Below are 22,608 nucleotides of genomic sequence, written 5' to 3' on the forward strand. Positions count from 1 at the left end.
GACGCACCGTCGTGCCGGGTCACAGGGCGGTCACCACCCGGGCGAGCAGGTCGGCGATGACCGGCTCGGCCTCCTTGCCGGCCTCGAGCACCTCGGCGTGGGACAGCGGCGTCTTCTGGATGCCAGCGGCGAGGTTCGTGATGAGCGAGAACCCGAGGACCTCCATGCCGGCCTGCCGCGCGGCGATCGCCTCGAGTGCGGTCGACATGCCGACGATGTGGCCGCCGATCGCCTTGGCCATCTGCACCTCGGCCGGGGTCTCGTAGTGCGGGCCGCGGAACTGCGTGTAGACGCCCTCGTCGAGCGACGGGTCGACCGACTTCGCGACCGCGCGGAGCCGCGCCGAGTACAGGTCGGTCAGGTCGATGAACGTGGCGCCCTCGAGCGGGCTGTCCGCGGTCAGGTTGATGTGGTCGCTGATGAGCACCGGGGTACCGGGCTTCCAGTGCTCCTTGATGCCGCCGGCGCCGTTGGTGAGCACCATCACCGACGCACCCGTGGCCGCGGCGGTGCGGACGCTGTGCACGACGCGGCGCACCCCGTGGTTCTCGTAGTAGTGGGTGCGTGCGCCGATCACGAGGGCGTGGCGGCCGTCGGCGAGGCGGATCGACCGGACGGTACCGGAGTGGCCGGGGACCGCCGAGGCGCTGAAGCCGGGGACGTCGGCCGCGTCGATGGTGGACACGGTCTCACCGATGAGGTCGGCCGCCTTGCCCCAGCCGGAGCCGAGCGTCAGGGCGATGTCGTGCCGCTCGATGCCGGACCGGTCGGCGATGACGGCGGCGGCGTCGCGGGCGACCTCGAACGGGTCGGTGGTGGGGTCGTTCAGCGGGTTCTCCGTGCTCATGCCCCAACTCTAGAGGGCGGGCAGGAGACCGCTCAGTGCTCCCCGAGCGCCCGGTCGACGGCCGCCGTGATCTCCCCCTGGTCGAAGTGGTTCCGGATCACGATGACCTCGGCGTAGGTGTCCCCGATGGCCTCGACGAACTCGGCGCTCGTCAGGATGACGTTCGCGTCGTCGGCCGCGGCCCGGACGGAGGCGACGTCCGCCGCGACCACGGCGGCGGAGAGGCCGAGCGACTCGAGCGCCTTCTCGGCGTTCACCTTGAGGATGCCGCTCGAGCCGATGCCCGCGCCGCAGATGGTGACGATCTTCACGCCGGTACCCCCAGGATCGCCCGGACCTCGTCGGCCGACGAGGCCGCTGCCAGCCGCCCGGTCACCGTGGGGTCGTTGAACGTGTTGGCGATCTCGCCGATCGACTCGAGGTGCGCGCCGACCTCGGCCACCGCGAGCCCGAGGACGACGGACACCGGGTCGTTGTGCGGGTGCCCGAACACGACCGGCTCGCGCAGCGTCACCACCGCGAGGCCGTCCCGGCGCACCGTCGGCCCCGGTCGGGCGTGCGCGAACGCCAGCCCGGGTGAGATCACGATGTACGGACCGTGCTCGTCGACGAGGTCGATCATCGCCTGCGTGTACGCCTCGGTGGCCGCACCCGAGGCGACGAGGGCCTCCCCCGTGCGCTCCAGTGCCTCGCGCCAGGTCGACACGACGGCGCCGAGCACGACGGCGGTGTCCGGCAGTGGTGGCAGCGGCATGTGCCTCAGGCCTCCTGGTACCCGGCCGTGATGGTCGCGATGATCTCCTCGCGGTCCTCGAGCGGCAGGAACGACCCGAGCGCGGCGTTGATCTGGAACGCCGCGAGGTCGTCGAGGTCGTAGCCGAACGTGCCGGCCAGCAGCGCGAGCTCGCGGGACAGCGAGGTGCGGCTCATGAGGCGGTTGTCGGTGTTCACCGTGACCCGGAAGCCGAGCTGGTAGAGCACGTCGAACGGGTGGTCGGCCAGGTCGTCGCCCCAGGCCGCGACGGCACCGGTCTGGAGGTTCGACGACGGCGACACCTCGAGCGGGATCTCGCGGTCGCGGACCCACGACGCGACCTCGCCGAGGGACGCGAGGGTCGACCCGTCACCCGCGTCGGACAGCGTGACGTCCTCGAAGATCCGCACGCCGTGACCGAGGCGGAGCGCGCGTCCGTCGACCAGGGCTGAGCGGATCGAGGCGAGCCCGTCGGCCTCGCCCGCGTGCACGGTGACGGGGAACAGCTCGGACGCGAGGTACTCGAACGCCGCGCGGTGTCCGGAGGCGGGGAACCCGGCCTCGGCGCCGGCGATGTCGAACCCGACGACGCCGCGGTCGCGGTGGCGCACGGCGAGCTCGGCGATCTCGAGCGAGCGGTCGGCGTGGCGCATGGCGGTGACGAGCTGCCCGACGCGGATGGCGCCGTCGGCGGCCTGGACGGCCTCGGCGATGCCGGCCTGGACCGCCTCGACCGTCTCGTCGAGGGTCAGCCCGCCGCGGAGGTGCTGCTCGGGTGCCCAGCGGACCTCGCCGTACACGACGCCGTCGGCGACGAGGTCCTCGACGAACTCCTTGCCGACGCGGTGCAGCTGCTCGGCGGTCTGCATCACCGAGGTGGTGACGTCGAAGGTCTTCAGGTACTCGACGAGTGAGCCGGAGTCGGACTGGTCGGCGAACCACTGCCCGAGCGCCTCGGGGTCGGTCGTCGGGAGCGTGACGCCGGCCTCGTCCGCCAGCTCGACGATCGTCGCGGGACGGAGCCCGCCGTCGAGGTGGTCGTGCAGCGACACCTTGGGCAGGTCGTCGATGACCGCTCCGGCGTCGGGGAGGCGGTAGGTGGGGGCGTCGGCGCTCATGCGTCCCAGGCTACCGGTGCGCACCGACCGCGCGCGGGCCACGCACACCCACCGCCGACGGCGCCCGGCCGTACCGACCGCGCACACGCCGCGCGCCCGGACGCACCGACCGCGCACACGCCGCGCGCCCGGACGCCCCGACCGCGCGCGGTCGGCCGCCCCGCCCACTCAGGAGGTGATGCGCTCCCGCACGATCGGCCCGCGCGGCTCCGCCGCGGCCCCGATCGCCCACGCGCCCTCGAGCGACCCGAGCGCCCGCTCGAACCGCTCCGGCTCGTCGGTGTGCAGCGTCCACAGCGGCTGCCCCGCCGTGACGGTGTCGCCGGGCTTCACGTGCAGCTCGATGCCCGCGCCCGCCTGCACGGGGTCCTGCGCCCGGGCCCGACCGGCGCCGAGACGCCAGGCGGCGATGCCGAACGGCAGCGCGTCCTGCTGGACGAGCACACCGGACTCGGTCGCGGTGACGACGTGCTGCTCGCGGGCGACCGGCAGGTCCGCCGCGGGGTCGCCGCCCTGCGCCGCGATCATCCGCCGCCAGGTGTCCATCGCCCGGCCGTCGGCCAGCGCGGCCGCCGGGTCGGCGTCCGGCAGACCGGCGAGCCGCAGCATCTCCGACGCCAGCTCGACGGTCAGCTCGACCACGTCGGCCGGGCCACCGCCCGCGAGCACCTCCACCGACTCGCGCACCTCGAGGGCGTTGCCGATGGTCAGGCCGAGCGGCACGCCCATGTCGGTGAGGAGCGCCGAGGTCGCCACCCCGGCGTCGTTCCCGAGGTCGACCATCGTCTGCGCGAGCTCCTTGGAGGCCTCGTAGGTCGGCATGAACGCGCCGGAACCGAACTTCACGTCGAGCACGAGCGCCCCGGTGCCCTCGGCGATCTTCTTCGACATGATGCTCGACGCGATGAGCGGGATGCACTCGACCGTCCCGGTGATGTCCCGGAGCGTGTAGAGCTTCTTGTCCGCCGGTGCCAGTCCGGAGCCCGCGGCGCAGATGACCGCCCCGACCTCGGCGAGGACCTGCATCATGCGGTCGTTCGAGATCGACGCCTGCCAGCCGGGGACCGACTCGAGCTTGTCGAGCGTCCCGCCGGTGTGCCCGAGCCCGCGGCCGGACAGCTGCGGGACCGCGACGCCGAACGACGCCACGAGCGGTGCGAGCGGCAGGGTGATCTTGTCCCCGACCCCACCGGTGGAGTGCTTGTCGACGGTCGTCTTGCCGAGCGAGCCGAACGACATCCGCTCCCCCGACGCGATCATCGCGAGCGTCAGGTCCTTGATCTCACGGCGCTCCATCCCGTTCAGGAAGATCGCCATCGCGAGGGCCGCCATCTGCGGGTCCTCGACGTAGCCGCGCGTGTAGGCGTCGACCAGCCAGTCGATCTCGGGCGTGCTGAGGGCGTCGCCGGAGCGCTTGGTGCGGATCAGGTCGACGGTGTCGAACGGCTCGACGGCCATGTCAGTGCTCTTCCTGGTAGGTGGCGAGGGTCCGCGGCCCGAAGGCGTCCGGCAGGACCTCGTCGATGGTGCGGATGCCGGAGACGGTCTCGAGGAGCATGCCCTCGGCCGAGTGCTCGAACAGCAGCTGCCGGCACCGCCCGCAGGGCATCAGGGTCGCGCCGTCGCCGTCCACGCAGGTGAACGCGACGAGCTTGCCGCCACCGGTCATGTGCAGCTGGGACACGAGCGAGCACTCGGCGCACAGGGTGACCCCGTACGACGCGTTCTCGATGTTGCAGCCGGACACGACGCGCCCGTCGTCGGTGAGGGCCGCGGCCCCCACCGGGAACGACGAGTACGGCGCGTAGGCGCGCCGCATGGCGGCGGTCGCCGCCTCCCGCAGGACGGCCCAGTCGACGTCGACGGTCACGTCGACGTCGGTGCCGGGACCGGCCTGGAGGCTCGTGGCCGGGTCCGTCCAGGTCGGCTCGCCCGTCTCGGGGTCGGTGGCGACCCCGTCGCCACCCGCAGCGTGCGTGTCGGTCATGTGCCGCGCCTCCAGTCCGTCAGCTCTTGGTGTACGGCTTGCCGGCGGCCGCCGGTCCGCGCGACTGCCCGACCAGGCCGGCGACCGCGAAGATCGTGACGACGTAGGGCAGCATGAGCAGGAACTCGCTCGGGACGGGCGAGCCGACCGCGGCGAGCGTGTTCTGCAGGTTCGAGGCGAAGCCGAACAGCAGCGCCGCGAGCGTCGCGCGGATCGGGTCCCACCGGCCGAAGATCACGGCGGCGAGGGCGATGTAGCCCGCGCCCGCGGTCATGTCCTTCGTGAAGCCGCCCGCGGCGTCGAGCGTGAAGTACGCACCGCCGAGACCGGCGACCGCACCCGCGAGCGAGACGTTCCAGAACCGGGTGCGCGCGACGTTGATGCCGACCGTGTCGGCGGCCTGCGGGTGCTCGCCGACCGCGCGGAGGCGCAGGCCCCAGCGCGTCTTGAACAGACCGAAGGTGACCACCGCGACGGCGACGTACGCCAGGTAGACGACGACGGTCTGCTCGAAGAAGATCGGTCCGATCACCGGGATCTGGTGCAGGACCGGGATCTCGATGCGGGGGAACCGGATGCCGACGTTGAGCGTCTGCTGGTTCGGCGAGAGCACCTGCGAGTACAGGAAGCCGGTCAGACCCGAGATGAAGGCGTTGATGACGACACCGACGATGACCTGGTCGACGAGGTACTTGATGCTGAACGCCGCGAGGACGAACGACACGAGCACACCCGCGACGAGGGCGCCGACGAGCCCGACCCACGCGGAGCCGGTCAGCGAGGCGATCATCGCCGAGGTGAACGCGCCGGCGAGGAACTGGCCCTCGATGGCGATGTTCACGACGCCGACGCGCTCCGAGATCACGCCGCCGAGCGCACCGAACACGAGCGGCACGCTGAGGCTCAGCGCGCCGACGAGCATGCCGGGGATGGTGATCGAGTCGCCCGCGACGGCCCAGCTGAGGAAGCCGACGACGAAGACGAGCGCGAACAGCGCGGTGACCCAGAGCGGGACGCGGCGCGACCCGCGGGTCTCGACGACGGCGTAGACCGTCGCGATCGCGAGCAGGACGATGACGACCACGCCGGTCGCGGCCGCCGGGAGCGGCACGTTCGGCAGCGCGAAGAAGTCACCGGACGTCGAGAGCCGGAAGGTGGCGGTGCCGGGACGGCGGGCGAAGCCGAAGAGCACGAGCGCGAGCAGCGTGAAGACGCCGTACGCGATCGGGGTCTTCCAGCTCCGGGTCGTCTCGACGGGACGGTCCGCGGGCAGGGCCGGGACGGCGGTGGGGCTCAGGGTGCTCATGCGGCGACCGCCTTCTTGCTGGTCTTCGTGCGGACGCGGCGACGCGCTCCCGGCTGCGGGATCCGGAAGATCGCGCGGACGAGCGGCGGGGCGGCGATGAAGAGGACGATGAGGGCCTGGATGACGCCCACGATGTCGATCGGGATGCCGTTCGCGGCCTGCATGGCGTAGCCGCCGTTCTTCAGGACGCCGAACAGGATGGCGGCCCAGAACACGCCCCACGGCTTCGAGCGCCCGAGGAGCGCGACCGTGATCGCGTCGAACCCGATGCCCGCGTCGATGCCGGACGTGAAGCCCGAGGTCACGGCGCCCTGCACCTGGTACGCACCCGCGATGCCGACGAGCGCGCCGGAGATCACGAGCACCCAGATCGTCAGCGCGGGGACGCTCATGCCGGCCACGCGTGCGGCACGGGGGTTCTCACCGATCGTGCGGAAGCGGAAGCCGAGCGAGGACTTGTTGACGAGCCACCACACCACGACGACCGCGATGATCGCCACGATGAACCCGACGTTCACGCCGTAGCGCGGGCCGAACAGCGCCGGGAAGACCGCGCTCTCCTTCGTCGCGGGCGAGATCGGGTTCGCGCTGCCCGGGGCCTGCAGCAGGCCCGGGGTGCGCAGCATGAAGCTGACGAGGTAGAGCGCGACGTAGTTGAGCATGATCGTGACGACCACCTCGTTCGCGCCCGTCCGTGCCTTGAGCACGCCGACGATGCCGCCCCACACCGCACCGCCGACGATGCCGGCGAGGACGGTGAGCGGGATGTGCACGGCGGCGGGGCCGTCGAACGAGAAGCCGACCCAGCCGGCCGCCGCGGCGCCCATCAGGATCTGGCCCTGGCCGCCGATGTTGAACAGGCCCGCGCGGAAGGACAGCGCGATGCCGAGACCGGCCGCGACGAGCGGGACGGCGTAGTCGATCGACCGGGTGATCGGGACGACCGCCTGGGCGAACGACGGCGCACCGAAGTTGATGACGGAGCCCTGGAACAGCGAGGCGTACGCGCCGCCGACCGAGGTGCCGATCGCCTGCAGCGTGTCGGTCGGCCGGGCGAAGAAGTACCCGGCCGCCGCGCGGACGTTCTCGTCGGTCAGGGCGATGAGGACACCGCACGCGACGAGCGCGAGCACGACCGCCAGGACCGTGACGAGCACGGAGCCGTTCACGATCTGCTGCGCGGCTGCACGCCAGCGGTCGCCACCGGCGCGTCGCTCGGTGTCGTCCGCGGAGTCGGTCATCAGGTGCGGGGTGGCCTCGACGTCCTGCAGGCGGTCGTCGGTGGGGGTCTCGACCGGGGTCGCCGGCTGCTGCGTGTGGTCTGGCGTGTTGCTCACGCTGCCAGCTCCGTTCCTGCTGCGTTGGTGCTGTGGAGTTCTCCGGCCATCATGCGACCTGCTTCGTTCCTTCGGGGAGTTCCCCGGCCATCATGAGGCCGAGGACGTCGCGGGGGGTGTCCGCGGGGACGATGCCGACGATGCCGCCGCGGTACATGACCGCGATCCGGTCGGCGAGGGCCACGACCTCGTCGAGCTCCGTGGAGACGACGATGACGGGGACGCCGGTGTCGCGCGTGGCGACGATGCGCTTGTGCACGAACTCGATCGAGCCGACGTCGATGCCGCGGGTCGGCTGGGCGGCGACGAACAGGCGCAGCTCGCGGCTCAGTTCGCGTGCGAGGACGATCTTCTGCTGGTTACCGCCGGAGAGCCGGCCGGCCGCGGTGGCGCGGGACGGCGTCCGGATGTCGAACTCGGCGATCTTCTCGTCGGCGAACGCGTCACGCTCGGCGGCTCGGATGGTGCCCGCGCGGACGAACTCGTCGTGGTCGGCACGGTCGAGCATGAGGTTCTCGGCGATGGTGAACTCGCCGACCAGCCCGTCCTCCTTCCGGTCCTCGGGGACGAAGCCCACCCCGGCGTCGAGCACCTGCTTGACGGTGCGGCCGGTGAGCTCCTTGCCGTCGAGCACGATCCGCCCGGCGTGCACGGGCTCGAGGCCGATGATCGCCTCGGTGAGCTCGGTCTGCCCGTTGCCCTGCACGCCCGCGATGGCGAGGACCTCGCCGCGGCGGACCGTGAAGGAGACGTCGTCGACGAGCACGACGCCGGACGGGTCGGTGACGGTGACGTGGTCGACGACGAGGGCGTCCTCGCCGCCGGCGGCCGGTGCCTTGTCGACCACGAGCGAGACCGCACGGCCGACCATGAGGGCTGCGAGCTCGTTGTTCGTCGCGGTCGGCGATGCCTCGCCCACGACGGCGCCGAGGCGGATGACCGTGATCCGGTCGGCGACCTCGCGCACCTCGCGCAGCTTGTGCGTGATGAAGACGATCGCGGTGCCGGCTGCGCGGAGCTGGCGCATGATGCCCATCAGCTCGTCGGTCTCCTGCGGCGTGAGCACTGCGGTGGGCTCGTCGAACACGAGCACCTTCGCGTCGCGGGACAGCGCCTTGATGATCTCGACGCGCTGCTGCACGCCGACCGGCAGGTCCTCGACGCGGGCGTCCGGGTCGACGTCGAAGCCGAAGCGGTCGCTGATCTCCCGGACGCGGGCGCGCGCACCGGCGAGGTCGAGGCGTCCGCCGAAGGAGGTCTGCTCCTGACCGAGCATGACGTTCTCGGCGACGGTGAAGACCGGCACGAGCATGAAGTGCTGGTGCACCATGCCGATGCCGGCGCGCATGGCGTCACCCGGTCCGTCGAAGTCCTGGACGACGTCGTCCAGGAGGATCTCGCCCTCGTCGGCCTGGTACAGGCCGTACAGGACGTTCATCAGGGTCGACTTGCCGGCACCGTTCTCGCCGAGGAGGCAGTGCACCTCACCCGGCTCGACGGTGAGCGAGATGTGGTCGTTGGCGACGAGGGGACCGAACCGCTTCGTGATGCCGCGGAGTTCGAGCTTCATGTTCGCTTGAGTCTGTTTCTGTCGGTGCTTGTGCGGGGGCACGTCGATGCGGGCGGAGGACTGGTCCCCCGCCCGCATCGGTCGTGTTACTTGACGGTCGCCTTGGTCTCGACCGTGATCGAGCCGTCGATGATGCCCGACTTGATCTTGTCCAGCTCACCCTGCAGACCCGAGTCGACCTTCGACGCGTAGTCGTGGAACGGGGCGATGCCGACGCCGTCGTTCTTCAGCGTGCCCACGTAGGGGGTGTTCGAGTACTTGCCGCCGGCGGCCTGCTCGACGACGTCCTTGACGGCGGGGCGCATGCCCTTCTCGACGGACGTGAACGCGATGTCCTTGTAGCGGGGGTCGGCCTCGTACAGGTCGCTGTCGGCACCGATCAGCACCGAACCGTTGTTCGCGTCCTTGATCGCCTCGGCAGCCGACTGGTAGATCGGACCACCGACGGGCAGGATCACGTCGGCGTCCTGGTCGAGGAGCGTCTGCGCCACGGCCTTCGCCTGCGTGCCGGCGTCGAAGCCGCCCGTGAAGGAGCCCTTCTGGCTGTCGACGTCCCAGCCGACGACCTTGACGTCCTTCTTCTTCTGCGCGTTGAAGTACTTGACGCCGTCCGCGAAGCCGTCCATGAAGATGGTGACGGTCGGGATCTGCATGCCGCCGAAGGTGCCGACGACGCCGGACTTCGAGTACGACGCCGCCGCGTAGCCGGCGAGGAAGGCGGCCTGCGAGGTGTCGAACGTGATCGGCTTGACGTTCTTCGCGTCGATCGAGTTGTCGTCGATGATCGCGAAGTCGGTGTCGGGGTTCGCCGCGGCCTGCTTCTTCGTCGCGTCGGCCAGGTTGAAGCCGACGGTGACGATGAGGTTGCAGTTCTGGCCGACGAGCTGCTGGATGTTCGAGTCGTAGACGGTCGCGTCCTTCGACTCGGCCGACTTGTAGGTCGCGCCGAGGTCGGACGCAGCGTCCTTCATGCCCTCGAACCCGAGCTGGTTGAACGACTTGTCGTCGAAGCCACCGGCGTCGGAGACCATGCAGGGTCGGAAGTCGCTCTTCTTCGAGGACGCGGATTCGGACGGGGCGGCCGAGCAGCCAGCGAGGACTGCCATGGTGCCGGCGAGCGCGATGCCGCTGAGCACGACCTGACGGGTACGAGATGTCACGGGTTGGTTCCTCCGGGGAGCGGTGCCCGGACCACGTGCGTTCCGGGCGATCGTGGCGACAGTACACGACCGTCGGGCCGGTACAGAACGCCCCTGAGCGGGTGCTGGGATCAGTTACGGGATCGCGACCCCGCCGAAACGCGCCCGTAACGGGAGGGCACGGGCGGTCCCCACTCCGCGGGACACGAGGGCGATTTCGTGGTGGAGCGCTACACCCTTCCGTGCGGGTCGGCGATCGTGCACGGAAGGGTTACACGACGGCCGGGTGCGTGGCGGCGACGTTCACGGCTGCGGCGCATCGTCCGCGTCCCGTTCGGCCATGCGGTCGGCGTCGCCGGGGAAGCACAGCGAGAGGGCCTGGACGGTGGTGTTGCCGGAGGGGGTGTACACGCTGATCGAGGAGATCTCCCCACCCCCACTGGCGAAGACCGCCGGTTCGTCGGCCGAGCCGCGCACGACGACGTCCATGCCCTGTCCGCGCCAGTACTCCGCTACACGCGCGCCGTCGGCGGCGGGGTCCCCGGTGCGGGTGCTCCCCGTCAGGTACCGCCACTGCGCGCCCTGCTCGCCGCTCGGGAGGGTGCAGTCCTCGGCGTAGTCCGGGCCGGTCCGGGCCTGCCAGTCGCCGCCGAGGAGCCCCGTGGCGTCGTCCACGGCGGCCACCATCTGCTGCTTCGCGGTGTCCGCGTCCACCGTGGGCGCCGATGCTCGTGTCGTCCTCGCATCCGGGTGCAGAAGCGCGCACCCGCCGAGGAGGCCGACGACCGCCACGGCTGCGAGACACCCACCGGTCGCGCGGCGCGTCCGACCCCGTACCGTGCCGACTTCCGCCGTGATCTCCCCCGCCAGCACTCCCCCGGTTCGTTCCGGCCCCCAGGGCCGGGACGACCGTACCCGTCCCCGTCCCCGTCCCCGTCCCCGTCCCCGTCCCCGTACCAGGTCAGCCGGGATCGACCCCTGATCCGGCATCCAGGACACCGCGATCGTCGGATCGCGAGTCATTCGTCCGCCTGCTGCTCCTCGATCTCGTCTGCGTTGCCGGCGAAACACGTCGAGAGCGCTTGGATGCTGTAGTTGTCGGGGAAGGCGAAGAACCGGATCGTCTCGACGCGATCGCCGCCGCGCGCGACCATCGCTGGCCCCTTGGTGTCGGCGAGTCGGTCCACGGTCATACCGGCGGACCTCCAGATGTCGGAGGCTGCAGCAGCATCCGCCTCCGCGTCACCGGACTCTGATCGAGCAACTCGGTACACCCACCGGGCGCCTTCTTCGTCGCTCGACAGCTGGCAGCTCTCGACGTAGTCAGGAGACGTCCGCGTTTCCCACTCGCCGCCGAGCGCGGCGGTCGTCTGATCGACGATGTCGATCATGGTGCGCTTCGCAGTGTCCGCGTCCATGGAAGACGTCCTTTCGGTCGGTCGGGGTGCACCACGCTGTTGCCCGGCACATCCGGCGGTTGCGACGACGAGTGCCAGGAGCACTGCCGTCGTCGCCATGGTGCGACAGGCAGAGTGTCGTGCGTTCATGTGCCTCCTCGTTCGTCGGACCGGGTCACTGAGACCGCGTCCCGGTGAGCAACTCGTCCTGACCTGTGGTGGCGAGTGCGACGTTGTGGAGTGACTCGGTACCACGGTCCAGGTAGCCCCGGTGGTCCTTGAACACCGGAGCGTGGTGCAAGACCGACGAGAGGGTCTGCCCCTCGCTTCCTGTCCCGCCGTCGGCGCCGAACACGGTCGCTCCGAAACTCTGCGCGGTCGGGTCCACGTGATGGCCGAAGCTCTTCTCCCGGCCGAACGTTGCCCATTCGTCACCCTCCCCGGTATTGCCGGTGGGGCCGTCCTTCGCCTGAGCCGCGAAGACGTGGTCCGCGTGCAGCTGCTCCGCACCGTCGAGACCATCGGGTAGCCCAGCAGAACCGAGCGCGACGAATCGATCGATGTGGACACCCCGCTCGGCCAGGGCCACCGCGCCGGTGGTCGTGCCGTAGGAATGCGCCACCACGTTCGTCTCGACGTGATCAGTTCCACGGACGGCTGAGAACCCGCGAATCGAGTCGGCGAGCCGCTGGCCGCCCTTCTTCGCCTTGTCCATGAGGAGCACGTCCTCGGGCCCCGGTGTGGCGTAACCGACCCAGGCGACCACTGCTCGATCCGGAGCGCCTGCGACATCGGTCTGCTCGTCTGCGATGTTCTGAGCCGCCCTCGCCCACGTTGTCATGTCCGCTGTCGTGGTGTCCATCCCCGGGACAGCCCAGGTCACCGACTGTGCACGGTCGAGATCCCCGATCGAAACGGCAGCCAGCGGCGGGTGATGATCGGTGAGCGAGATGAGGAAGCGCTTGCCGTCGGAGCCCTTCTTCGTCAGCGCAGCGTTGATGTTCCGCAGGGCCTTGCGGTCCGCGTACAGCGCCGTGAGCTCCTGCGCCAACGCCCGTGAGCCGTCACCCGCTGACGCGACTGTCCCCTCCAGCTGCTCGATCTGGCGCTCGACCTCGACGAGTCGCTGGTTGAGCACGAGGGCGTTCGCCGTACTCCGCGCCCAGTACGGGACACCCTCAAGGTTCCCGACTCGTGCGAGCACGTCCGTCGGCAGTCCGTCGAACACGGCGGCGTCGGCCCTCGCCAGCCCGAGCGCGGCCCAGCGCTCCGCGATCTCCGCCGGCGTCAGGTCCGCCTGGAACAGCCGCTGGAGGGCTGGCGCGGCCTGGCCGGTCGCCGCGATGTCCAGAGCGACGTTCGACAGCGAGCCGCTGCCGCCGGCGGCCTCGAAGGCGTCGGCGATCCTGCCGATCCAGCTCCGGTCCTCGTCGTTCTCGCGCACGTAGCCCTCGAAGCCCTCCGGCATGCTCGCGCGATCGACCGTGACCCAGGCACAGGTGGACCGGAAGGACGACCACGCCGATCGCACGCGCTCGGACTCGGCCGACGCGGCGGAGTCCAGTCCGGAGGCCGTCGTGACGAAGGCGCGGAGCGCGCTCGGGTCGGCAGAGCTCCGACCACGACTCGCTCCGTCTCCGTAACGCGCACGCTCGCGACCACGGAATTCGGCGTCGACCTCCGGCCTCGGTTCGGGTTCGGTCGACGGCTCGGGGTCGGTGAAGCTCTCCCAGGCGTCGACGACCGATCGCCCCGCGGCACCGGCGAAGGCCTCGGCCCCGGATGCCGCCCGCTTCCGGTCGGCATCACGTGCCTTCCACTCGGCGTGGTCACGCAGCCGCTGCCGTTCACGCTCAGCAGCATCGACGGCGGCGTCGATCTGGTCGGCGAGGTCGACCAGCACCCCCGCCAACCGTGCTCGGTCCTCGGCCTCGATCGCCGCGGCGCTTCCGAACCGCTCGGCGTATGCGCCCTCGAAGTCATCGAGTGCCCCTCCGACCGCCCCGGAGCGAGGGCCAGCCTGCCCGCGGAGCGTCTCGGCCGCCCGACGCGCCACCCGCGCCGCCGACCTCGCCTCGTGCACGTCGAACGCGATGTCCCCCACGATCACTCCCCCGCATCGTTCCCCTCGGCTGACACATTACCGGACGCGGCGACGCGCGGCACCCATGGACCGGAGGCGTGAAAAACGACGGCACCGACCGGTGCTGTCGCTCAGAGCACGTCGCCCCGACCGCTGAGCTTCAGCGCGTCGACGACGCCCTTGACGCGCTGCGCGTGCTCGCTCGTCGTGACGAGCAGGGCGTCGGGGGTGTCCACGACGACGATGTCGTCCACACCGATGAGCGAGATGAGCCGCTGGCTGTGCGCGACGACGATGCCGCTCGACGAGTCGGCCAGGATCCGGGCACCGTCACCGAGCACGGCGAGGTTGTTCGCCCGTCCACCGGACTGCAGCTTCGCGAGCGAGGCGAAGTCGCCGACGTCGTCCCAGTCGAAGTCACCGGGGACGACCGCCATCCGACCGGCGGCCGCGGCGGGCTCGGCGACGGTGTAGTCGATCGCGATCTTCTCGAGGGCGGGCCACACCGCGTCGACGACCGCACCGCGCGACGAGGTGTCCCACGCGGCGGCGAGCTCCTCGATGCCGGCGAGGAGCTCGGGCTTCGTCCGGCCGAGCTCGGCGAGGAGGACGTCGGCGCGCGCGATGAACATGCCCGCGTTCCAGAGGTAGTTGCCCTCCTCCAGGTAGCCGCGTGCCGTGTCGAGGTCGGGCTTCTCGACGAAGGAGCGCACGCCGTGCACCGTGGTGGCGCCGTCGACGTCGAGGGTCCCCTCGGTCGCGTGGATGTACCCGAAGCCGACCGCGGGCTCGGTCGGGGTGATCCCGATCGTGGTGACGTACCCGGCGCGGGCTGCGGCGACGGCCTCGCGGACCGAGCGACGGAAGCCGCGTGCGTCGCCGATGACGTGGTCGGCGGCGAACGAGCCGATGACGACGTCCGGCTCGCGACGGTGCAGGATCGCCGCTGCCAGGCCGATCGCGGCGGTGGAGTCCTTGGGCTCGCTCTCGAGCACGACGTTGTGGTCGGCGACCCCGGGCAGCTGCGCCTCGACCGCGGCGCGGTGCGCGCGCCCGGTGACGACCATGATCCGCTGGTCTCCGGCGAGCGGGGCGAGCCGGTCCCACGTCTGCCGCAGCAGCGACGTGCCCGACCCGGTCAGGTCGTGCAGGAACTTGGGCGCGTCGGCGCGCGACAACGGCCACAGCCGGGAGCCGATGCCGCCGGCGGGGATGATCGCGTAGAAGTCCTCGAGTTCGTGTTCCACCCGCCCACCGTACCGGTGTCACCGGGCACCCATCGGTCGCTTCCCGCACGCTCCGTGCGGGAGACCGCACCACCCGCCACCGCCTCCGCCGCCGCGCGCCACCGGCGCCCACCGCGCCACCGCGCCACCGCGCCACCGCGCGCCACCGGCGTCCACCGCACCACCTGCCCGACCGCGCCCCGCCCACCGGGACCGCACCGCGCCTCCCGGCCGCTGTTCACCTCCTGCCTGCCGCGCGTTCACGCGCGCCGCCCCGCCCGGTCACGGACGCGCCGCAGCATGGGCCGTGCCATGAACGCACGCAGCGTGGAGCGCGACACGGTCCAGCGGACCGTCGCCGTCGTGACCGAGAGCTTCCTGCCCACCCTCAACGGCGTGACCACCAGCGTCCTCGCGGTCCTCGACCACCTGGAACGCCGCGGACACCGCGCGGTCGTCATCGCGCCGGACACCCCCGGACTCGCGCAGTTCCGCTCGAGGACGCAGCTCGAGCGGTACCGCTCCTTCGACGTGCACCGCGTCCCGGCGGTGGCGTACCGCCAGTTCCCGGTCGCCCTCCCCCACCCCGTGCTCGACACGATCCTCGCCGCCTCCGGCGCCGACGTGCTCCACGCCGCGAGTCCGTTCCTGTTGGGTGGGCGCGCCATCACGGCGGCCGGGAGGCTCGGCATCCCCTCCGTCGCCGTCTTCCAGACCGACGTGGCCGGGTTCGCCCGCCGCAACGGCCTGACCGCGACCGTCCCGCTGGTGCGCAGGATCCTCGGCCGCATCCACGCCGGGGCCTCGCTGACGCTCGCCCCGTCGAGCGCGACCGCGGCGATGCTCGCCGAGGACGGCGTGCCGCGGGTCGCGCGGTGGGGCCGCGGCGTCGACACGACGCTGTTCCACCCGGACCGCCGCCGGTCGGACGCCGTGCGGGCGGCGCGACGCCGCATCGCCCCGGGCGGCGAGACGATCGTCGGCTACGTCGGGCGGCTCGCGCCGGAGAAGGAGGTCGAGCGGCTCGCCGAGCTCGGCGGGGTGCCCGGCATCCGGGTGGTGGTGGCGGGCGGCGGGCCCTCGCGCGCGTCCCTCGAGCGGCGGCTCCGGCACCTCGACGTCACGTTCACGGGGCCGCTCCGCGGGGAGGCGCTGGCCGACGCGTACGCGATGCTCGACGTGTTCGTGCACACCGGTCCGGCGGAGACGTTCGGCCAGACCCTGCAGGAGGCGCACGCGACCGGGCTCCCGGTGGTGGCCCCGGCTGCGGGCGGCCCGCTCGACCTCGTGGCGCCCGGGCTCGACGGGGAGCTCTACGACCCGGACGTCCCACAGGCGCTCCGACGCGCCGTGCTCGGGCTCGTGGGCGACCCCGCGACCGCCGCGCGGATGGGCTCGGCCGGACGCCTCCGCGTCGAGGGCACGACCTGGGAGACGGTCGGCGACCAGCTCCTCGCGCACCACGACAGCGCCCGCACGATCGGCGCGCCGCCCGCGGTCTCGCGCACCGCGCGGGCCGGGTGGGACGAGAAGGTCAGCGCACGCGCATAGGATGGGTCGTGTTCCACACGAACACGAACGGCAAGGGCTCGCCGATCGCCGAGCCCGTCCTATGGGAGGACTTGCTCATGGCCGAGCAGACCGCGAGCGGGACGGCGACCGCCGAACCGCGGGTGACGATCGAGGCGCCTCGCGCATCTCGGAAGCTCGAAGGAACGCTGTACCGCGGGTCCACGGGGATGTGGTCGTGGGTGCTCCACCGGATCACCGGTGTCGCGATCTACTTCTTCCTGCTCGTGCACATCCTCGACACCGCACTGGTGCGCCTGTCGCCCGAGGCCTACAACGCGGTCATCGGCACGTACAAGACGCCGATCATGAACATCGGTGAGATCGCCCTCGTCATGGCGATCGTCTTCCACGCCCTCAACGGTCTTCGGATCATCGCGGTCGACTTCTGGTCGAAGGGCCCGAAGTACCAGCGCACCATGTTCTGGGTCGTCCTGGTCGTGTGGGCGATCCTCATCGCGGGCTTCCTCCCGCGCCAGCTCATGAACCTCGTCGCGGACTTCCAGTAGGCGAAGGGACGGACCAGAAGATGACCACGCAGACCGTCGAGCCACCGCGCTCCGCCGCCGCAGCACGCCGCACCACCAACTGGGAGAAGTGGGGGTGGATCTACATGCGCGGGTCGGGTGTCTTGCTCGTCGTGCTCATCTTCGGCCACCTCTTCGTGAACATGGTCGCGGGCGAGGGCGTCAAGCAGATCGACTTCGCCTTCGTCGCCGGCAAGTGGGCGAGCCCGTTCTGGCAGGTGTGGGATTCCCTGATGCTCGTCCTGGCGCTCGTCCACGGCTCGAACGGCATGCGGACGATCATCAACGACTACGTCGCCAAGCCGGGCATCCGGAAGACCCTCCTGCTCGCGGTCGCCATCGCCTGCGTCGCGCTGGTCGTCCTCGGCCTGCTCGTCTGCTGGACGTTCGACCCGTGCCCCGCGGGCGCCGCCGCAGCGGACCTGCCCTCGTTCTGCCCCGCGCAGTAGCCCTCCCGCCGCGGCCCGACGCAGCACGTCCCACGAGCACGAACGCCGCGCGACGCACCCCGACGCGCGACATCTCCACCCCGGAAAGGCCCCAGTGACCGAGACCACCGTTCACCACCACCAGCACGACATCGTCATCATCGGCGCGGGCGGCGCGGGCATGCGTGCCGCGATCGAGGCGGGCCCGAAGGCGAAGACGGCCGTCATCTCGAAGCTGTACCCGACCCGGTCCCACACCGGTGCGGCGCAGGGCGGCATGGCCGCGGCGCTCGCCAACGTGGAAGAGGACTCGTGGGAGTGGCACACCTTCGACACGGTCAAGGGCGGCGACTACCTCGTCGACCAGGACGCCGCCGAGATCCTGGCGAAGGAGGCGATCGACGCCGTCATCGACCTCGAGAACATGGGCCTGCCGTTCAACCGCACGCCCGAGGGCAAGATCGACCAGCGCCGTTTCGGCGGCCACACCCGCGACCACGGCAAGGCCCCGGTCCGCCGGGCCTGCTACGCCGCTGACCGCACCGGCCACATGATCCTGCAGACGCTGTTCCAGAACTGCGTGAAGCTCGGCGTCGAGTTCCACAACGAGTTCTACGCGCTCGACCTCGTCATGGTCGAGGTCACTGGCGACGACGGCGTCACCCGTGAGCAGCCGGCCGGCGTCGTGGCGTACGAGCTCGCGACCGGTGAACTGCACGTGTTCCACGCCAAGGCCGTCGTCTTCGCGACCGGCGGCTTCGGCAAGATGTACAAGACGACCTCGAACGCGCACACGCTGACCGGCGACGGCGTCGGCATCGTCTGGCGCAAGGGCCTGCCGCTCGAGGACATGGAGTTCTTCCAGTTCCACCCGACCGGCCTGGCCGGCCTCGGCATCCTCCTCACCGAGGGTGCCCGTGGCGAGGGCGCCATCCTCCGCAACGCCTCGGGCGAGCGCTTCATGGAGCGCTACGCCCCGACCATCAAGGACCTCGCGCCGCGCGACATCGTGGCGCGCTGCATGGTCCAGGAGGTCGCCGAGGGCCGCGGCGCCGGACCGAACAAGGACTACGTGCTGCTCGACTGCACGCACCTCGGTGCCGAGGTGCTCGAGACGAAGCTGCCGGACATCACCGAGTTCGCGCGGACGTACCTCGGTGTCGACCCGGTGGTCGAGCCGGTGCCCGTGATGCCGACCGCCCACTACGCGATGGGCGGCATCCCGACCAACACCAACGCCGAGGTCCTGTACGACAACACGACCGTCGTGCCCGGCCTGTACGCCGCCGGCGAGTGCGCGTGCGTCTCGGTGCACGGCTCGAACCGTCTCGGCACGAACTCGCTGCTCGACATCAACGTGTTCGGCAAGCGCTCCGGCAACAACGCCGCCGCCTACGTGCAGACCGCCGACTTCCTCCCCCTCCCCGAGGACCCGGCCGCCGGCGTCCGCGACATGCTCGACCAGCTCCGTGCCTCGACCGGCACCGAGCGCATCGCCGTCCTGCGCAAGGAACTGCAGGAGGAGATGGACAAGAACGCCCAGGTGTTCCGCACCGACGAGTCGCTCGGCAAGATGACCGAGACGATCCACACCCTGCGCGAGCGCTTCCGCAACGTCGCCGTCCAGGACAAGGGCAAGCGCTTCAACACCGACCTGCTCGAGGCCGTCGAGCTCGGCTTCCTGCTCGACCTCGCCGAGGTCGTCGTGTTCTCCGCCCGGAACCGCAAGGAGAGCCGCGGGGGCCACATGCGCGACGACTTCCCGAAGCGCGACGACGAGAACTACATGCAGCACACCATGGCGTACCTGACGGGCGACCCGCACTCGTCCCTCGCCGACGACCACATCACGCTCGACTGGAAGCCCGTCGTCATGACGCGCTACGAGCCGATGGAGAGGAAGTACTGATGACCGACACCCTGGTCTCCGACGCGCCCCGCACCGACACCGTGCAGGACGCCCCTCCCGGATCGTTCCCCGTCACGGTCATCGTGCGGCGGTTCGACCCGGACGTCGACGACGAGCCGCGCTGGCAGGACTTCGACGTCATGATGCTCCCGACGGACCGCATCCTCGACGCGCTGCACAAGATCAAGTGGGAGCAGGACGGGTCGCTGACCTTCCGCCGCTCCTGCGCGCACGGCGTGTGCGGTTCGGACGCCATGCGCATCAACGGCCGCAACCGCCTGGCGTGCAAGACGCTGATCAAGGACCTCGACGTGTCGAAGCCGATCTACGTCGAGGCGATCAAGGGCCTGCCGCTCGAGAAGGACCTGGTCGTGGACATGGAGCCGTTCTTCCAGTCCTTCCGCGAGGTCCAGCCGTTCCTGCAGGCGAACAGCAAGCCGGAGAAGGGCAAGGAGCGCGTGCAGTCCGTCGCCGACCGCGCCCGCTTCGACGACACCACCAAGTGCATCCTCTGCGCCGCGTGCACCTCGTCGTGCCCGGTGTTCTGGACCGACGGCCAGTACTTCGGGCCGGCCGCGATCGTGAACGCGCACCGCTTCATCTTCGACTCGCGCGACGACGCCGCGAACGTCCGCCTCGACATCCTCAACGACAAGGAGGGCGTGTGGCGCTGCCGCACGACCTTCAACTGCACCGACGCCTGCCCCCGTGGCATCCAGGTGACGAAGGCGATCTCCGAGGTCAAGCAGGCGATCATGCGTGGCGGCGCGTGACCGTGGCAGCGCACGCGGCACGGTCTCGGCGGACGGCCGGGACCCGACCGGTAGGCTCGCGCGCATGACGTTCGCGGAGACCCGCCCCATCCTCGACCAGCTCGGCTACACCGTGCGCTACGTGCAGCTCCCCGGTGAGCAACTGCACGAGCCGCCGGTGGAGGGCGCGCTGCGGATCACCCCGGCGCAGGACGACGCGGGGGCCGCGGGGTCCGGCGACTTCGCGCTCGAGGTCGTGGACTACGGCACCGCCCGACGCCTCGCGACCGCGCGGGGAGAGGCCGACGCGGTCGAGATGCTGCGTCGCTTCCTGAACCGGCCGTTCCCCGCACCGCGGGACATCCCCCGGCACGAGCTCGACGGCCTCCGCGACCGCGCGGCGACGACCTACCCGCAGCTCGCGCAGCAGGTCGCCCAGGCCGGCGACGAGGGCCTCCGCATCCAGGTGCCGGCCGGCGTCCCGGTCGACCGCGTGGGCGGCCCGGACGGGTACCTCCTGCACCCGCTCGACACCCCGCTCCCCCAGCGTTCCCTGCCGCCGCACGTCGCGGCGGCGCCCGAGGTGCACCGCTACGTCGTCGAGCGGCCCTTCCTGGTCGAGGTGCGCTTCGTGCAGCCCTGGTTCGACCAGCCGGGAGGCGCGCTCCGGTTCGCGACGGCGGACCCGTCGGTCACGGTGCGCGACCTGGTCGTGGACGGCTCCCTGGTCCGGCTGCGGGTGGTCTGACCGCCCGACGTCCCACCGCACCACGACGAAGCGGCCCGCCCCCTGAGGACGGGCCGCTTCGTCGTGCGGGAACGGTCGGGCTCAGTAGCCGGTCGTGCCCTGCATCGACGCCGCTGCCGAGAAGAGCACGATCATCGAGATGATCGAGATGACCAACGACAGGGCGCTGATGATGATGCCGGCGAGCGCGAGGCCACGGCCACGCTCACCCGTGCGCTTGATCTGCGTGAGCGCGATGATGCTCACGACGAGCCCGGCGATGTTCACGAGGAACGCCAGGATGAACCCGACGATCGCGAGGACGCTGTAACGGTCGGATGCCGGTGCGGCGGGCTTGTACGGCTGGGCGGTGGTCATGGGGTTCCCCCTCGGGAGCTGTGTGTGTGCTGCAGGCCGGTCCGGGTGGCCGGTCGCCATCACCATAGCGGCAGCGGGGCGCGGCGTCCGGCCGACCACTCCGGTCGGTCTCGGGCACCGCGCCCCGCTGTGTCGCTGGTCGTGGTCCGGGTCAGGCCTTCGGGAGCCCCGCAGCGTCGTGGCCGCCGTCGTACGCGCCCGGGGGCGGTCCGTCGGGACGGTCGTACTGCGCCCCGGCCGGGTTCGACTCGAGCGCACCGAAGACGATGCCCGCGATGCCGGTCACGAGCGAGATGAGCCAGAACGGCCCGGCGAGGTTCGCGTCGTGCACCCGTCGCCAGCCGAGCGCGAAGGTGGGCACGATCGTCGCGAGCCACCACAGGCCGTACAGCGCGAGGAACAGGAGGGCGACGACCGGGACCGACCCGTTCGTCGTCGTGTTGCCGTACTCGTCGACCGTCGTCGCCGAGGATGCGGCCCACGCGATGACGCCGGCGATGTAGCCGCCGAGCAGGATCGTCGAGACGATCGCGTTCGCCAGGACCCAGTACCAGAACTCACTGCGGCTGGCGCGACCGTCGAACCGGGCGTACTTCTTGAAGAAGCGGGTCACGGCGTCGAGGAAGCCGATGCCGTACCAGGGGGCCCAGAGGGGCGGGGCGCCGCTCGCGTCGCGCGGGATCGGGCCGGACGGGACGAACTGCGGGTACGGCTGCTGTCCGTACGGCTGCTGCCCGTACTGCGGGACCTGGCCGTACGGCTGCTGCCCGTACGGCTGCTGGCCGTACGACTGCTGACCGTACGGCTGCTGGCCGGGCTGCGGGGCCTGGCCGTACGGCTGCTGCCCGTAATGCGGAGCCTGGCCGTTCGGCTGCGGCGGCTGCTGCGGCTGGCCGGACTGCGGGGTCTGGCCGTCCGGCTGCTGGCCGTCCGGCTGCTGGCCCTCCGGCTGCTGGCCGTCCGGCTGCCCCCACCGCGGCGTGCGGTCGTCGGTCATCGTGCGGCCCCCGGGCGGTCGTACCGCGCACCCTCGGGGTTCGACGGCAGCAGACCGAACACGATGCCGACGATGCCGACGAACACCGCGATGAGGTACAGCGCGCCGGGCAGGTTGGCGTCGTGCAGACGCCGCCAGCCGAGCGCCAGCGTGGGCACGATCGTCGCGAGCCACCACAGGGCCGGGAGGGCCATGAGCACGAAGAAGAGCGGCCCCGGCGCGTTCGGGCTGCGGTAGACCTGGCCGTCACCGAAGTCGACGGTGTCGTACTGGATGGTCGAGAAGCGGTAGACCAGTGCGATCGTCACGAGGATCGTCGGCACGGCTGCCACGACCAGGTACGCCCACCAGAACTCGCTGCGGCTCGCGCGACCGCTGAACGTGGCGTACTTGCGGAAGAACCGGCCGACCGCCTGCCCGAACGAGGCACCGTGTCGCGGCGCCCAGAGCGGCGGCTCCCCGCCGGCACCGGTCACGTTGCCGGCGCCGAACTGGCCGTGGCCGCCGGCCGGCTGCTGCGCGGTCCCGTACGGCGGATCGGGTTGCTGGTAGGTCAT

At 71.2% G+C, this 22,608-nt stretch carries 24 protein-coding genes; 7 read left to right on the plus strand and 17 right to left on the minus strand.

The genetic code is table 11. From position 1 onward, the window contains the following. Window positions 1-19: 19 nt before the first annotated feature. From QOL16_RS11130 to QOL16_RS11190, 13 genes are all read right to left on the minus strand, one after another. Window positions 20-847, minus strand: coding sequence for a purine-nucleoside phosphorylase (locus QOL16_RS11130; RefSeq protein ID WP_071284654.1), 828 nt, complete (start codon window positions 845-847; stop codon window positions 20-22). A gap of 32 nt (window positions 848-879) precedes the next feature. Next, the gene (locus QOL16_RS11135; protein ID WP_065960609.1) at window positions 880-1,158 is read right to left on the minus strand and encodes a PTS sugar transporter subunit IIB; all 279 of its coding nucleotides are present in this window, start codon (window positions 1,156-1,158) and stop codon (window positions 880-882) included. Further along, window positions 1,155-1,601: a PTS sugar transporter subunit IIA gene (locus tag QOL16_RS11140; RefSeq protein ID WP_071284655.1), complete on the minus strand. Its 447-nt coding sequence runs from the start codon at window positions 1,599-1,601 to the stop codon at window positions 1,155-1,157. Before QOL16_RS11140 ends, QOL16_RS11135 begins: the two co-directional genes overlap by 4 nt. A 5-nt stretch (window positions 1,602-1,606) precedes the next feature. Next, on the minus strand, window positions 1,607-2,719 hold the full coding sequence (locus tag QOL16_RS11145) for an adenosine deaminase (protein ID WP_065960607.1): 1,113 nt from the start codon (window positions 2,717-2,719) through the stop codon (window positions 1,607-1,609). 168 nt (window positions 2,720-2,887) lie between these two features. After that, window positions 2,888-4,177, minus strand: a complete 1,290-nt coding sequence (locus QOL16_RS11150) for a thymidine phosphorylase (protein ID WP_071284656.1) — start codon at window positions 4,175-4,177, stop codon at window positions 2,888-2,890. A 1-nt stretch (window position 4,178) separates the two neighbouring features. Further along, window positions 4,179-4,706, minus strand: a complete 528-nt coding sequence (locus tag QOL16_RS11155; protein WP_370692523.1) for a cytidine deaminase — start codon at window positions 4,704-4,706, stop codon at window positions 4,179-4,181. 19 nt (window positions 4,707-4,725) lie between these two features. Then, the gene (locus QOL16_RS11160; protein WP_065960604.1) at window positions 4,726-6,012 is read right to left on the minus strand and encodes an ABC transporter permease; all 1,287 of its coding nucleotides are present in this window, start codon (window positions 6,010-6,012) and stop codon (window positions 4,726-4,728) included. Then, a complete protein-coding gene (locus QOL16_RS11165) occupies window positions 6,009-7,349 on the minus strand; it encodes an ABC transporter permease (protein ID WP_370692524.1) in 1,341 nt (446 codons plus the stop codon). The genes QOL16_RS11160 and QOL16_RS11165 overlap by 4 nt, the downstream gene beginning before the upstream one ends. Before the next feature lie 49 nt (window positions 7,350-7,398). Beyond that, window positions 7,399-8,919, minus strand: a complete 1,521-nt coding sequence (locus tag QOL16_RS11170; protein ID WP_071284657.1) for an ABC transporter ATP-binding protein — start codon at window positions 8,917-8,919, stop codon at window positions 7,399-7,401. Between the two features lie 86 nt (window positions 8,920-9,005). Further along, window positions 9,006-10,079, minus strand: coding sequence for a BMP family protein (locus QOL16_RS11175; RefSeq protein WP_071284658.1), 1,074 nt, complete (start codon window positions 10,077-10,079; stop codon window positions 9,006-9,008). Between the two features lie 282 nt (window positions 10,080-10,361). Continuing rightward, window positions 10,362-10,772: a hypothetical protein gene (locus tag QOL16_RS11180; protein WP_065960598.1), complete on the minus strand. Its 411-nt coding sequence runs from the start codon at window positions 10,770-10,772 to the stop codon at window positions 10,362-10,364. A gap of 305 nt (window positions 10,773-11,077) precedes the next feature. After that, a complete protein-coding gene (locus QOL16_RS11185) occupies window positions 11,078-11,449 on the minus strand; it encodes a hypothetical protein (protein WP_139197540.1) in 372 nt (123 codons plus the stop codon). A gap of 181 nt (window positions 11,450-11,630) precedes the next feature. After that, the gene (locus QOL16_RS11190) at window positions 11,631-12,899 is read right to left on the minus strand and encodes an alpha/beta hydrolase (protein WP_305410853.1); all 1,269 of its coding nucleotides are present in this window, start codon (window positions 12,897-12,899) and stop codon (window positions 11,631-11,633) included. A 381-nt stretch (window positions 12,900-13,280) separates the two neighbouring features. Here QOL16_RS11190 and QOL16_RS11195 point away from each other — a divergent pair, with 381 nt between their 5' ends. Beyond that, window positions 13,281-13,640 (plus strand): hypothetical protein, encoded by a 360-nt coding sequence (locus QOL16_RS11195; protein ID WP_139266402.1) that lies wholly within the window; start codon window positions 13,281-13,283, stop codon window positions 13,638-13,640. Between the two features lie 29 nt (window positions 13,641-13,669). Here QOL16_RS11195 and QOL16_RS11200 read toward each other — a convergent pair whose 3' ends face one another. Further along, on the minus strand, window positions 13,670-14,785 hold the full coding sequence (locus tag QOL16_RS11200; RefSeq protein WP_071248428.1) for a mannose-1-phosphate guanylyltransferase: 1,116 nt from the start codon (window positions 14,783-14,785) through the stop codon (window positions 13,670-13,672). A gap of 291 nt (window positions 14,786-15,076) precedes the next feature. Between QOL16_RS11200 and QOL16_RS11205 the strand changes: the two genes are divergently transcribed. The 6 genes from QOL16_RS11205 (at window position 15,077) to QOL16_RS11230 (ending at window position 20,697) form a co-directional block, all read left to right on the plus strand. After that, entirely contained in the window at window positions 15,077-16,315 is a 1,239-nt protein-coding gene (locus tag QOL16_RS11205; RefSeq protein WP_254780267.1) for a glycosyltransferase family 1 protein, read from the plus strand. Window positions 16,316-16,392: 77 nt separating this feature from the next. Next, window positions 16,393-16,842 (plus strand): succinate dehydrogenase, cytochrome b556 subunit, encoded by a 450-nt coding sequence (gene sdhC, locus QOL16_RS11210; RefSeq protein WP_083394065.1) that lies wholly within the window; start codon window positions 16,393-16,395, stop codon window positions 16,840-16,842. A gap of 20 nt (window positions 16,843-16,862) precedes the next feature. Beyond that, on the plus strand, window positions 16,863-17,309 hold the full coding sequence (gene sdhD / locus QOL16_RS11215; protein ID WP_071284661.1) for a succinate dehydrogenase, hydrophobic membrane anchor protein: 447 nt from the start codon (window positions 16,863-16,865) through the stop codon (window positions 17,307-17,309). A 94-nt stretch (window positions 17,310-17,403) separates the two neighbouring features. Continuing rightward, the gene (gene sdhA / locus QOL16_RS11220) at window positions 17,404-19,197 is read left to right on the plus strand and encodes a succinate dehydrogenase flavoprotein subunit (RefSeq protein ID WP_065960377.1); all 1,794 of its coding nucleotides are present in this window, start codon (window positions 17,404-17,406) and stop codon (window positions 19,195-19,197) included. Then, on the plus strand, window positions 19,197-19,970 hold the full coding sequence (locus QOL16_RS11225) for a succinate dehydrogenase iron-sulfur subunit (protein ID WP_065960376.1): 774 nt from the start codon (window positions 19,197-19,199) through the stop codon (window positions 19,968-19,970). The genes sdhA and QOL16_RS11225 overlap by 1 nt, the downstream gene beginning before the upstream one ends. Window positions 19,971-20,034: 64 nt before the next feature. Continuing rightward, a complete protein-coding gene (locus QOL16_RS11230) occupies window positions 20,035-20,697 on the plus strand; it encodes a TNT domain-containing protein (protein ID WP_065960375.1) in 663 nt (220 codons plus the stop codon). Window positions 20,698-20,778: 81 nt separating this feature from the next. Here QOL16_RS11230 and QOL16_RS11235 read toward each other — a convergent pair whose 3' ends face one another. From QOL16_RS11235 to QOL16_RS11245, 3 genes are all read right to left on the minus strand, one after another. Then, window positions 20,779-21,054 carry a DUF4190 domain-containing protein gene (locus QOL16_RS11235; protein WP_065960372.1) on the minus strand — a complete coding sequence of 92 codons (276 nt, stop codon included), beginning with the start codon at window positions 21,052-21,054 and terminating at the stop codon, window positions 20,779-20,781. A 151-nt stretch (window positions 21,055-21,205) separates the two neighbouring features. Further along, entirely contained in the window at window positions 21,206-22,051 is an 846-nt protein-coding gene (locus QOL16_RS11240; RefSeq protein ID WP_083395023.1) for a DUF805 domain-containing protein, read from the minus strand. Next, window positions 22,048-22,608 carry a DUF805 domain-containing protein gene (locus tag QOL16_RS11245; protein ID WP_083395024.1) on the minus strand — a complete coding sequence of 187 codons (561 nt, stop codon included), beginning with the start codon at window positions 22,606-22,608 and terminating at the stop codon, window positions 22,048-22,050. Before QOL16_RS11245 ends, QOL16_RS11240 begins: the two co-directional genes overlap by 4 nt.

Origin of the sequence: Curtobacterium sp. MCBA15_004 (assembly GCF_001865055.2) — a bacterium.
Lineage (GTDB): Bacteria > Actinomycetota > Actinomycetes > Actinomycetales > Microbacteriaceae > Curtobacterium.

Coding starts and splice junctions, on each gene's coding strand:
- QOL16_RS11130 (WP_071284654.1), bottom strand. CDS start 847: ATGAGCACGGAGAACCCGCTGAACGACCCCACCACCGACCCGTTCGAG.
- QOL16_RS11140 (WP_071284655.1), bottom strand. CDS start 1,601: ATGCCGCTGCCACCACTGCCGGACACCGCCGTCGTGCTCGGCGCCGTC.
- QOL16_RS11145 (WP_065960607.1), bottom strand. CDS start 2,719: ATGAGCGCCGACGCCCCCACCTACCGCCTCCCCGACGCCGGAGCGGTC.
- QOL16_RS11150 (WP_071284656.1), bottom strand. CDS start 4,177: ATGGCCGTCGAGCCGTTCGACACCGTCGACCTGATCCGCACCAAGCGC.
- QOL16_RS11155 (WP_370692523.1), bottom strand. CDS start 4,706: ATGACCGACACGCACGCTGCGGGTGGCGACGGGGTCGCCACCGACCCC.
- QOL16_RS11160 (WP_065960604.1), bottom strand. CDS start 6,012: ATGAGCACCCTGAGCCCCACCGCCGTCCCGGCCCTGCCCGCGGACCGT.
- QOL16_RS11170 (WP_071284657.1), bottom strand. CDS start 8,919: ATGAAGCTCGAACTCCGCGGCATCACGAAGCGGTTCGGTCCCCTCGTC.
- QOL16_RS11185 (WP_139197540.1), bottom strand. CDS start 11,449: ATGATCGACATCGTCGATCAGACGACCGCCGCGCTCGGCGGCGAGTGG.
- QOL16_RS11205 (WP_254780267.1), top strand. CDS start 15,077: ATGAACGCACGCAGCGTGGAGCGCGACACGGTCCAGCGGACCGTCGCC.
- sdhC (WP_083394065.1), top strand. CDS start 16,393: ATGGCCGAGCAGACCGCGAGCGGGACGGCGACCGCCGAACCGCGGGTG.
- sdhD (WP_071284661.1), top strand. CDS start 16,863: ATGACCACGCAGACCGTCGAGCCACCGCGCTCCGCCGCCGCAGCACGC.
- QOL16_RS11225 (WP_065960376.1), top strand. CDS start 19,197: ATGACCGACACCCTGGTCTCCGACGCGCCCCGCACCGACACCGTGCAG.
- QOL16_RS11230 (WP_065960375.1), top strand. CDS start 20,035: ATGACGTTCGCGGAGACCCGCCCCATCCTCGACCAGCTCGGCTACACC.
- QOL16_RS11235 (WP_065960372.1), bottom strand. CDS start 21,054: ATGACCACCGCCCAGCCGTACAAGCCCGCCGCACCGGCATCCGACCGT.
- QOL16_RS11240 (WP_083395023.1), bottom strand. CDS start 22,051: ATGACCGACGACCGCACGCCGCGGTGGGGGCAGCCGGACGGCCAGCAG.
- QOL16_RS11245 (WP_083395024.1), bottom strand. CDS start 22,608: ATGACCTACCAGCAACCCGATCCGCCGTACGGGACCGCGCAGCAGCCG.